8 protein-coding genes are annotated in these 11593 nt (G+C 70.7%); 3 read left to right on the top strand and 5 right to left on the bottom strand.

The features are described 5' to 3' along the window. Window positions 1–125: 125 nt before the first annotated feature. The 4 genes from tuf to rpsL form a co-directional block, all read right to left on the bottom strand. Window positions 126–1319, bottom strand: coding sequence for an elongation factor Tu (gene tuf / locus ACI8AR_RS16370; protein WP_456929503.1), 1194 nt, complete (start codon window positions 1317–1319; stop codon window positions 126–128). Window positions 1320–1410: 91 nt separating this feature from the next. Continuing rightward, the gene (fusA, locus tag ACI8AR_RS16365; RefSeq protein WP_457051952.1) at window positions 1411–3510 is read right to left on the bottom strand and encodes an elongation factor G; all 2100 of its coding nucleotides are present in this window, start codon (window positions 3508–3510) and stop codon (window positions 1411–1413) included. Between the two features lie 104 nt (window positions 3511–3614). Then, window positions 3615–4085, bottom strand: coding sequence for a 30S ribosomal protein S7 (gene rpsG / locus ACI8AR_RS16360; RefSeq protein WP_075013303.1), 471 nt, complete (start codon window positions 4083–4085; stop codon window positions 3615–3617). A gap of 1 nt (window position 4086) precedes the next feature. Continuing rightward, the gene (rpsL, locus tag ACI8AR_RS16355) at window positions 4087–4461 is read right to left on the bottom strand and encodes a 30S ribosomal protein S12 (RefSeq protein ID WP_012950487.1); all 375 of its coding nucleotides are present in this window, start codon (window positions 4459–4461) and stop codon (window positions 4087–4089) included. Between the two features lie 613 nt (window positions 4462–5074). On the opposite strand from rpsL, the gene ACI8AR_RS16350 reads away from it, so the two are divergent. The 3 genes from ACI8AR_RS16350 to ACI8AR_RS16340 all read left to right on the top strand — a co-directional run bounded on the left by ACI8AR_RS16350 (window position 5075) and on the right by ACI8AR_RS16340 (window position 7538). Next, complete coding sequence (locus tag ACI8AR_RS16350; protein WP_457051951.1) at window positions 5075–6040, top strand: hypothetical protein; 966 nt, start codon at window positions 5075–5077, stop codon at window positions 6038–6040. 146 nt (window positions 6041–6186) lie between these two features. Further along, on the top strand, window positions 6187–6417 hold the full coding sequence (locus ACI8AR_RS16345; protein ID WP_456937818.1) for a hypothetical protein: 231 nt from the start codon (window positions 6187–6189) through the stop codon (window positions 6415–6417). Between the two features lie 77 nt (window positions 6418–6494). Further along, window positions 6495–7538, top strand: a complete 1044-nt coding sequence (locus tag ACI8AR_RS16340) for an LLM class F420-dependent oxidoreductase (protein WP_456929506.1) — start codon at window positions 6495–6497, stop codon at window positions 7536–7538. 98 nt (window positions 7539–7636) lie between these two features. On the opposite strand, the gene ACI8AR_RS16335 is transcribed toward ACI8AR_RS16340, so the two are convergent. Then, window positions 7637–11542 carry a DNA-directed RNA polymerase subunit beta' gene (locus ACI8AR_RS16335; protein WP_457051950.1) on the bottom strand — a complete coding sequence of 1302 codons (3906 nt, stop codon included), beginning with the start codon at window positions 11540–11542 and terminating at the stop codon, window positions 7637–7639. Between the last annotated feature and the right edge of the window lie 51 nt (window positions 11543–11593).

Genomic DNA, 11593 nt, shown 5'->3' with positions numbered 1-11593 from the left:
CGCGGCCGGGTGAGCCCGGGGGGGGGAGGCTGGCGCGGGTGGGGGGTGGGGGTGCCCACCACACGGCGCGCGGGGGCGGGGGGGGGGGGGGGGGGGGGGGGCCCCCCCCCCCCCCCGTCGGGGTGTTACTTGATGATCTTGGTGACGCGACCGGCGCCGACGGTGCGGCCACCCTCACGGATGGCGAACCGCAGGCCCTCCTCCATGGCGATCGGCTGGATCAGCTCGACCGTCATCTCGGTGTTGTCGCCCGGCATGACCATCTCGGTGCCGGCCGGCAGCGTCACGACGCCGGTGACGTCGGTCGTCCGGAAGTAGAACTGCGGACGGTAGTTGTTGAAGAACGGCGTGTGACGGCCACCCTCGTCCTTCGAGAGGATGTAGACCGAACCCTCGAAGTTGGTGTGCGGGGTGATCGAGCCGGGCTTCACGACGACCTGGCCGCGCTCCACGTCCTCGCGCTTGATGCCGCGCAGCAGCAGACCGACGTTGTCGCCGGCCTGGCCCTGGTCGAGCAGCTTGCGGAACATCTCGACGCCGGTGACGGTGGTCTTGGTCGACGACGGACGGATGCCGACGATCTCGACCTCCTCCGACACCTTGACGATGCCGCGCTCCACGCGACCGGTGACGACGGTGCCGCGACCGGTGATGGTGAAGACGTCCTCGACCGGCATGAGGAAGGGCTTGTCGACCTCACGCTGCGGCTCGGGGATCGCCGTGTCGACGGCGTCCATGAGCTCCATGAGCTTGTTGCCCCACTCGGCGTCGCCCTCGAGGGCCTTCAGCGCCGAGACGCGGACCACGGGGACGTCGTCGCCCGGGAACTCGTACTCGGACAGCAGCTCGCGGACCTCCAGCTCGACGAGCTCGAGGATCTCCTCGTCGTCGACCATGTCGGCCTTGTTCAGCGCCACGACGATGTAGGGGACGCCGACCTGGCGGGCCAGGAGGACGTGCTCCTTGGTCTGCGGCATCGGGCCGTCGGTCGCGGCGACCACCAGGATGGCGCCGTCCATCTGCGCCGCACCGGTGATCATGTTCTTGATGTAGTCGGCGTGCCCGGGGCAGTCGACGTGCGCGTAGTGACGGTTCTCCGTCTGGTACTCGACGTGGGCGATCGAGATCGTGATCCCGCGGGCCTTCTCCTCGGGCGCCTTGTCGATCTGGTCGAAGGCCGACGCCTCGTTGAGGTCCGGGTACTTGTCGTGCAGCACCTTGGTGATCGCCGCGGTCAGCGTGGTCTTGCCGTGGTCGATGTGCCCGATGGTGCCGATGTTGACGTGCGGCTTGGTCCGCTCGAACTTGGCCTTGGCCACTGGGTTCCTCTCCTCGTGGTCTCGCGTAGTGCGCGAACTCTGGGGTGGGCTTGCTGGGGGTGCCGGGCGGGGACGTGCCCCGCCCGGCGGGTCACTCGCCGGTGGCCTTGGCGATGATCTCCTTGGCCACGTTCTGCGGGACCTCGGCGTACGAGTCGAACACCATGGTGTAGCTCGCCCGCCCCTGGGTGCGGCTGCGCAGGTCGCCCACGTAGCCGAACATCTCCGAGAGCGGGACCAGGGCCCGGACGACGCGGGCGCCGGAGCGCTCCTCCATCGCCTGGATCATCCCGCGCCGGGAGTTCAGGTCGCCGATGACGTCACCCATGTAGTCCTCGGGCGTGACGACCTCGACGGCCATCATCGGCTCGAGCAGGGCCGGGCTGGCCTTGCGGGCGGCCTCCTTGAAGACCATCGAGCCGGCGATCTTGAAGGCCATCTCCGAGGAGTCGACCTCGTGGTACTGGCCGTCGACGAGGGTCGCCTTGACCCCGACCATCGGGTAGCCGGCGAGGATGCCGTACTGCATGGCGTCCTGCATGCCCTGGTCGACCGAGGGGATGTACTCCTTCGGGATGCGGCCACCGGTGACGGCGTTGACGAACTCGTAGGTCGGGCCGTCACCGCTGACCTCGAGCGGCTCGATGCTGACCTGCACCTTGGCGAACTGGCCGGACCCACCCGTCTGCTTCTTGTGGGTGTAGTCGACCTTCTCGACCGCCTTGCGGATGGTCTCGCGGTAGGCGACCTGCGGCTTGCCGACGTTGGCCTCGACGCGGAACTCGCGCCGCATGCGGTCGACCAGGATCTCCAGGTGGAGCTCGCCCATGCCGGAGATGACCGTCTGGCCGGTCTCCTCGTCGAGGCGGACCTGGAAGGTCGGGTCCTCCTCGGCCAGCTTCTGGATGGCGGTGCCGAGCTTCTCCTGGTCGCCCTTGGTCTTCGGCTCGATGGCGACCGAGATGACCGGGGCCGGGAAGGTCATCGACTCGAGGATCACCGGGTTCTGCGGGTCGCAGAGGGTGTCACCCGTGGTCGTCTGCTTCAGGCCGACGACGGCGACGATCTGGCCGGCGCCCACGCCCTCGCGCTCCTCGCGCTTGTTGGCGTGCATCTGGTAGATCTTGCCGATCCGCTCCTTGCGGTCCTTGGTGCTGTTGAGCACCGGGGACCCGGAGTTGAGCCGGCCCGAGTAGACCCGGACGTAGGTCAGCTTGCCGAGGTGCTGGTCGGTCTGGATCTTGAAGGCCAGCGCCGAGAACGGCTCGTCCTCGTCGGCGTGCCGCAGGACCTCGGTCTCGCCGTCGAGGGCGGTGCCCACGATGGCCTCGATGTCCAGCGGGCTGGGCAGGTAGTCGACGACCGCGTCGAGCAGGGGCTGCACGCCCTTGTTCTTGAACGCCGTGCCGGTGAGCACCGGGTTGATCTGCGCGGCGATGGTCGCCTTGCGGATGGAGGCCTTGAGCTGGTCGACGGGGATGTCCTCGCCGCCCAGGTAGGCCTCCATGATCGCGTCGTCGGTCTCGGCGATCGTCTCGAGCAGCTTGTCGCGGTACTCGGCGGCCTGGTCGGCGAGCTCGGCGGGGATCTCCTCGATGGCGTAGTCCTCGCCCATCTTGGTCTCACCGCGCCAGGTGAGCGCGCGCATCTGCACCAGGTCGACGACGCCGATGAAGTCGGCCTCGGCGCCGATGGGCAGCTGCAGCACGGCCGGGTTGGCGCCGAGCCGCTCGACCATCATGTCGACGCAGCGGAAGAAGTTCGCGCCGGTCCGGTCGAGCTTGTTGACGAAGCACATGCGCGGGACGCCGTACTTCTCCGCCTGCCGCCAGACCTGCTCGGTCTGCGGCTCCACGCCGGCGACACCGTCGTAGACGGCCACGGCACCGTCGAGCACGCGCAGGGACCGCTCCACCTCGACGGTGAAGTCGACGTGCCCCGGGGTGTCGATGATGTTGATGTCGTGGTCGTTCCAGGAGCACTTCGTCGCGGCGGACGTGATGGTGATGCCGCGCTCCTGCTCCTGCTCCATCCAGTCCATCGTGGCCGCGCCGTCGTGGACCTCACCGATCTTGTAGTTGATACCGGTGTAGAAGAGGATGCGCTCGGTCGTCGTGGTCTTGCCCGCGTCGATGTGCGCCATGATCCCGATGTTGCGGGTCCTGGCGAGCTGGGCCTTGGGGTCGGCCATTCCTCACTCCTCTTTGTCTCTGGTCCGCGTGCGGGGTCCGGGGGTGGCCCGGCGTTCCCGCCGGCGGGTGCTGGTGGACGGGGGTGTCACCAGCGGGGGTGCGACTACCAGCGGTAGTGCGCGAAGGCCTTGTTCGACTCGGCCATCTTGTGGGTGTCCTCGCGGCGCTTGACCGCGGCACCGAGGCCGTTGCTGGCGTCGAGCAGCTCGTTCATGAGGCGCTCGGTCATCGTCTTCTCACGGCGCGCCCGGCTGTACTGGATCAGCCAGCGCAGGCCGAGGGTGGTGCTGCGGGAGGCGCGGACCTCGACCGGGACCTGGTAGGTCGCGCCACCGACGCGGCGGCTGCGGACCTCGAGGGCCGGCTTGACGTTGTCCAGCGCGCGCTTGAGCGTGACCACCGGGTCGGTGTCGGTCTTGGCGCGGCAGCCCTCCAGGGCGCCGTAGACGATCGACTCGGCGACCGAGCGCTTGCCGTCGACGAGGACCTTGTTCACCAGCTGGGTGACCAGCGGCGACTGGTAGACCGGGTCGTTGACCAGCGGACGGCGCGGCGCGGGGCCCTTGCGCGGCATGTCAGCTCTTCTCCTTCTTCGCGCCGTACCGGCTGCGAGCCTGCTTGCGGTTGCGGACACCCTGGGTGTCGAGCGACCCGCGGATGATCTTGTAACGCACACCCGGGAGGTCCTTCACGCGGCCGCCGCGCACGAGCACCATCGAGTGCTCCTGCAGGTTGTGGCCGACGCCCGGGATGTAGGCGGTCACCTCGATGCCACTGGTGAGGCGGACGCGAGCGACCTTGCGGAGCGCCGAGTTCGGCTTCTTCGGCGTCGTGGTGTACACGCGGGTGCACACGCCTCGACGCTGAGGGGAGCCCTTCAACGCCGGGGTCTTGGTCTTCTCGACCTTGTCCTCGCGGCCCTTGCGGACCAGCTGGTTGATCGTGGGCATGGGTGGCCTGGATCTCCTACCTGCGCTGGGTCGTGCTGTGGACGGTGCTGCTGTCGTGTCGCCGGTGCCGGTCCTGCCGGGGTCGTCCGCCCTGGTCGCGAGCCACTCACCGGTCCCCGCGGTCGGGCGTGTCGCCTTCCCCAGGACCGGCCGGCGGTCGTACCGGACAGGTCGCCCCCCGCGACTCGGCGCCGCCACCTCCGGACACCGTCCTCCGTGGACGGCCCACCGGGGCGGACCCGCGGCCTGGAGGCGGACCTCCGGACACCCAGGCGCACCGCGAACGGGAGCAGGCCCAGGGCACCCTGGGCACGGCTGACCACGATACCCGCGTGCTGGGAGGCGGTCAAAGCCGGGTCCCGGGAGCCGAGCGGGCAGGGTCTGCCTGCCACCCGGGCCCGTTCGACGGGGACAACGACACGGGCGCGCCGGCCATTCCCGGCGGCCGCGGGGACCGTGCCGCACGGCCCCGGGGGGAGGCCGCACCATACCGCGGCCGGGCCGGCGCGCCAGGGGACGACGCGTGCCGGCAGGCCCCCGGTGGGCGCGCGACTGTCAGCCCCTCCCCCTACCGTCGGTCCCAACAAGACCACTCACCGCTACGGAGGTCCTGGTGCTGATCGACACGGCGCGCGAGCTCAAGGCGCGGCTGTCCGCCCGCATGGCCGAGGGCTTCCCCCCGGTCCGGGCCAGCGACCTCGGCGGCCGCGTGTGGACGCGGCCGGCCATCGGGCTGGCCCCCGTCGCCCCCGGGCGGGTGCACCTGGCGATCCGCGTGGCGGCCGAGGCCGACGCCCGGGTGCTGCTCACCGACCTCGCCGACGCGGTGCGCGCGGAGATCGACGTCCGGGTGACCGGGCCGATAGTGCCGCTGTCCTCCCCCACCCCGGCCGAGCTCCAGCAGCGCACCCGCCCGCTGCACCCCGGGCTGTCGGTGGCCCACCCCGCCGTCACGGCCGGGACGCTGGGTGGCTTCGTCCGGGTGGACGGCCGGCTGGCGATCCTGTCCAACAACCACGTCCTCGCCGCCAGCGACGCCGGCGCGGTCGGCGACGCGGTGCTGCAGCCCGGACCGGCCGACGGCGGCGTCCCGGCCGACCGGGTGGCCACGCTGACCGCCTTCGAGCGCTTCACCGCGGGCCGCAACAGGGTCGACGCCGCCGTCGCCGTCCTGGACGCGGGCATCGAGGCCGAGCCGGGCCGGGTCCCCGGCGGCCCGCTGGCCGGCACCGTGGCCGACGGGGAGGAGGTGGAACCGGACGAGGAGGTCGAGAAGGTGGGTCGCACCACCGGGCACACCCGCGGGCGGGTCACCGCCGTCGAGGTCGACGGGGTCGCCGTCCAGTACGACGACGGCGTGCACGTCTTCGACGACCAGATCGAGATCGAGGGCCTGTCGGGGCCCTTCTCCGCCGGCGGGGACAGCGGGTCGGTCATCTGGCGCAGCGCCGACCGCGTCCCGCTGGGCCTGCTGTTCGCCGGCAGCGACCAGGGCGGCAGCAACGGCGCCGGGCTGACCTTCGCCAACCCCCTGGCGACCGTGCTGGCCACCCTGGGAGCGGAGTGGGTCGCCTCCTGACCCCCTCCTGAGGCCGTCCCCCAGGTCAGGGGGATGTCGCTCCGGGCGGGAACGAGGCACCATGGGGAGGTGACCGAGCCCGCACGGCCGTCCGGGACCTCCCTCGTCCCGGGCACCCGGCGCGCGGGCGTCAGCGAGGAGACCTCGTGACCGACCGTGCCGCCGCCCGTGCCGCCAAGGGCGTCCTCGCCCACCAGCTCTCCGCCCAGCCGGGGGTGGTCGGCATCGGCCTGGCCCGGCGGGACAGCGGCTACGTCGTCAAGGTCGACGTCGCCGACGCCGACGCGGCCGGCCTGGTCCCCCGCGACGTGGACGGCGTCCGGGTCGTCACCGAGGTCGTCGGGGTGATCCGCCCGCTGCGCAGCCGCACCGCCTGAGCCTCGGGCCCGCCCGCGCGCACCCGCTACGGTCGCCGGAGGCGCCGACGCGGGCGCCGCCGACCAGAGGAGTGCAGGTGCGCATCGGCATCCAGGCCAGTTACGCGGGGGGATTCCAGGAGACGGCGGCGGAGATCGTCGACCTCGAGGCCGCGGGGCTCGACCTCGCGATGTGCGCGGAGGTCTACACCTTCGACGCCGTCAGCCAGCTCGGGTACCTGGCGGCCGTCACGCAGCGGGTCGAGCTGATGAGCGCGATCCTGCCCATCTACAGCCGGACGCCGGCCCTGACGGCGATGACCGCCGCCGGGCTGGACTTCGTCTCCGGCGGGCGGTTCACCCTGGGCCTGGGCGCCTCCGGCCCGCAGGTGATCGAGGGCTGGCACGGCGTCCCCTACGACGCCCCGCTGCAGCGCACCCGGGAGGTCGTGGAGATCTGCCGGCAGGTGTGGCGCCGCGAGCGGCTCGTGCACGAGGGGCCGAAGTACACGGTGCCCCTGCCGGCCGAGCAGGGCACCGGCCTGGGCAAGCCGCTGAAGCTGATCAACACCCCGGTGCGCGAGCGCATCCCGGTGATGCTCGCCGCGCTCGGTCCCAAGAACGTGGAGCTCGCCGCCGAGATCGCCGAGGTGTGGGAGCCGATCTGGTTCATGCCCGAGCGCGCCGACGACGTCTGGGGCGACTCGCTGCGGGCCGGGAAGGCCAAGCGGGACGCCGCGCTCGGGGACCTGCAGGTGATCTGCGGCGTCCCGGTCGCGATCGGCGAGGACGTCGACCACCTGCACGACCTGGTGCGGCCGCAGCTGGCCCTCTACGTCGGCGGCATGGGCGCCCGGGGCAAGAACTTCTACAACGACCTCGCGCGCCGCTACGGCTACGAGGAGGCCGCCACCACCGTCCAGGACCTCTACCTGGACGGCAAGAAGGACGAGGCGGCCGCGGCACTGCCCGAGGAGTTCGTCCGCAAGGTGTCGCTCATCGGGCCGGAGTCCTACGTGGCCGAGCGGGTGGCCGCCTACGCGGAGGCCGGCGTCACCACCATCGCGCTGCAGCCCCTCGACGACAGCCGCGAGGGTCGGCTGCGGACGGTGGAGACCATGCGGAAGCTGGCCGACCGCTAGCCCGGCGTTGCGTCACGTGACGCAGCCGCTCCACTGACACGCGGAAGGGCCCCGCAGATCTCACGACCTGCGGGGCCCTCCTCATGTGCTACCGGGGATCAGCCCCGCCAGTCGTACTCCTCGAGGCGCACGGCCTCACCGGAGCCCGACCCGAAGACGTCCGGGCTGTAGTACTGCCCGTCGTCGTACCCGGCCATCGTGTAGACGGCGGCGCGGGCCTCCTCGGTCGGCTCGACCGTGATGTTCCGGTAGCGGCTGATGCCCGTACCCGCCGGGATCAGCTTGCCGATGATCACGTTCTCCTTGAGGCCGAGGAGCGAGTCGCTCTTGCCCTGGATGGCGGCGTCGGTGAGCACCTTGGTCGTCTCCTGGAAGGAGGCGGCCGACAGCCACGACTCGGTCGCGAGCGAGGCCTTGGTGATGCCCATGAGCACCGGACGGGCCGAGGCCGGCTCGCCGCCCTCGGCGACGACGCGGCGGTTCTCGGTCTCGAACAGCGTCCGCTCGACCAGCGCACCGGGGAGGAACTCCGTGGCGCCCGAGTCGATGATGGTCACCCGCTTCAGCATCTGGCGGATGATCACCTCGATGTGCTTGTCGTGGATCGACACGCCCTGGCTGCGGTAGACCTCCTGGACCTCGCGGACCAGGTGCAGCTGCACCTCGCGTGGGCCCATGATCCGCAGCACCTCGTGCGGGTCCACCGCCCCCTCGGTGAGCTGCTCGCCGACCTCGACGTGGGTGCCGTCCTCGACCCGCAGCCGCGACCGGCGCGACAGCTTGTCGTAGACGACCTCGTCGGAGCCGTCGTCCGGGGTGATCGTGAGCTTGCGGAACTGCTCGCCGTCCTCGATCCGGACGGAGCCGGCCAGCTCGGCGATCGGGGCCTTGCCCTTGGGGACGCGGGCCTCAAAGAGCTCCACGACACGCGGCAGACCGTGGGTGATGTCCTCACCCGCGACACCACCGGTGTGGAAGGTGCGCATCGTCAGCTGGGTGCCGGGCTCACCGATCGACTGGGCGGCGATGATGCCGACCGCCTCGCCGACGTCGACGAGCTTGCCGGTGGCCAGCGACCGGCCGTAGCAGGTGGCGCAGGTGCCCAGCAGGGACTCGCAGGTCAGGACGCAGCGGACCTTGACCTCGGCGACGCCGGCATCGACCAGCTGGCCGATCAGCACGTCACCCAGGTCCTGGCCGGCCTGCGCGATCAGCGTGCCGTCCTCGGCCACCACGTCGGCGGCCAGGGAACGGGCGTAGACGCTGGTCTCGACGTGCGCGTCCCGGGTCAGGACACCGTCGACGACGGTCGCGATCGGCATGATCACGCCGCGCTCGGTGCCGCAGTCCTCCTCGCGGATGATGACGTCCTGGGAGACGTCGACCAGCCGGCGGGTGAGGTACCCGGAGTCCGCGGTCCGCAGCGCGGTGTCGGCCAGACCCTTGCGCGCACCGTGTGTGGAGATGAAGTACTCCAGCACGGACAGACCCTCCCGGAAGTTGGCCTTGATCGGCCGCGGGATGATCTCGCCCTTCGGGTTGGCCACCAGGCCGCGCATGCCGGCGATCTGGCTGATCTGCATCATGTTGCCTCGGGCGCCCGAGTTGACCATGACCCAGACCGGGTTGGTGGTCGGGAAGTTGTCCACCATCGCCTGCGAGACCTCGGCCCGCGCGCGGGTCCAGATCTCGATCAGCTCGCCACGGCGCTCGGCGTCGGTGATGACACCGCGCTCGTACTGCCGCTCGATGCCGCGCGCCTCGGCCTCGTGCCGGTCGAGGATCTCCTGCTTGGCCGGCGGGGTGACGACGTCGTCGATGGCGATCGTGACGCCCGAGCGGGTGGCCCAGCGGAAGCCGGCCGACTTGAGGGCGTCCAGCGTCGCCGCGACCTGCACCTTGGGGTAGCGCTCGGCGAGGTCGTTGACGATCGCCCCGAGCTCCTTCTTCGGCACCTGGTAGTTGACGAAGCGGTAGTCCTCGGGCAGGGCCTCGTTGAACAGCACCCGGCCCAGGCTGGTCTCGACCAGCGCCGGGGCACCCGGGGTCCAGTCCTCGGGCTGGGTCCAGGGCTCGTTGACCTTGCCGTTGTCGACGCCGAACACCTCGTCGAGGCGGATCAGCGCGCGCTCCTGCAGGGCCAGGGCGCCCTTGTCGAACGCCATGATCGCCTCGGCCGTCGACCCGAAGGCCGCCGGACGGCCACCGTCGGCCTGGTGCCGGCTCGGCACCAGGGTGGTCAGGTGGTACAGGCCCAGCACCATGTCCTGGGTCGGCGCGGTGATCGGGCGACCGTCGGCCGGGCTCAGGATGTTGTTGCTGGACAGCATGAGGATGCGGGCCTCGGCCTGCGCCTCCGCCGACAGCGGCAGGTGGACCGCCATCTGGTCACCGTCGAAGTCGGCGTTGAAGGCGGTGCAGACCAGCGGGTGGATCTGGATGGCCTTGCCCTCGACCAGCTGCGGCTCGAAGGCCTGGATGCCCAGGCGGTGCAGCGTCGGCGCCCGGTTCAGCAGCACCGGGTGCTCGGTGATGACCTCCTCGAGCACGTCCCAGACGACGGGACGGGCGCGCTCGACCATGCGCTTGGCGGACTTGATGTTCTGCGCGTGGTTGAGGTCGACCAGCCGCTTCATGACGAAGGGCTTGAACAGCTCCAGCGCCATCTGCTTGGGCAGGCCGCACTGGTGCAGCTTCAGCTGCGGGCCGACGACGATGACCGACCGGCCGGAGTAGTCGACGCGCTTGCCGAGCAGGTTCTGCCGGAACCGGCCCTGCTTGCCCTTGAGCAGGTCGGACAGCGACTTGAGCGGGCGGTTGCCCGGGCCGGTGACCGGACGGCCGCGGCGGCCGTTGTCGAACAGCGCGTCCACGGACTCCTGGAGCATCCGCTTCTCGTTGTTAACGATGATCTCGGGCGCGCCGAGGTCGAGCAGCCGCTTGAGCCGGTTGTTCCGGTTGATGACCCGGCGGTACAGGTCGTTCATGTCGCTGGTGGCGAAGCGGCCACCGTCGAGCTGCACCATCGGGCGCAGGTCCGGCGGGATGACCGGGACGCAGTCCAGCACCATGCCCATGGGCGAGTTGCGGGTCTGCTGGAACGCCGCGACGACCTTGAGCCGCTTGAGGGCCCGCAGCTTGCGCTGGCCCTTGCCGTTGCGGATGGTCTCGCGCAGCGAGGCGGCCTCGGCGTCGAGGTCGAAGTCGGCCAGCAGCTTCTGCAGGGCCGCGGCACCCATGCCGCCCTCGAAGTACTCGCCGAACCGGTCGCGCAGCTCCCGGTACAGGCCCTCGTCGGCGATGAGCTGCTTGACCTCGAGCTTGCGGAAGGTGTCGAGCACCTCCTCGAGGCGGTCGATCTCCCGCTGGGCGCGGTCGCGCAGCTGGCGCATCTCGCGCTCGCCGCCCTCGCGCACCTTGCGGCGGACGTCGGACTTGGCGCCCTCCGCCTCGAGCTCGGCCAGGTCGGCCTCGAGCTTCTGCTGGCGGGCCTCGACGTCGGCGTCGCGCCGGCTCTCGAGGTTGTGCTTCTCCGCGCTGATCTCGGCCTCGATGGTCGGGAGGTCGCGGTGGCGCGCCTCGTCGTCGACCGAGGTGATCAGGTAGGCGGCGAAGTAGATGATCTTCTCGAGGTCCTTGGGCGCCAGGTCGAGCAGGTAGCCCAGGCGCGAGGGGACGCCCTTGAAGAACCAGATGTGGGTGACCGGCGCGGCCAGCTCGATGTGGCCCATCCGCTCGCGGCGGACCTTGGCCCGGGTCACCTCGACGCCGCAGCGCTCACAGATGATGCCCTTGAAGCGGACGCGCTTGTACTTGCCGCAGTAGCACTCCCAGTCCCGCGTGGGACCGAAGATCTTCTCGCAGAAGAGACCGTCCTTCTCCGGGCGCAGCGTCCGGTAGTTGATGGTCTCGGGCTTCTTCACCTCACCGTGCGACCACTGGCGGATGTCGTCGCCGGTGGCCAGACCGATGCGGAGCTCGTCGAAGAAGTTGACGTCGAGCACTGAGTGGACCCCTTTCCCGGGGCTCGTTACTGCACTTCTAGTCGTTGGCTG

Source organism: Geodermatophilus sp. SYSU D01036 (genome assembly GCF_054050435.1).
This window is presented reverse-complemented; position numbering and strand designations above follow the sequence as displayed.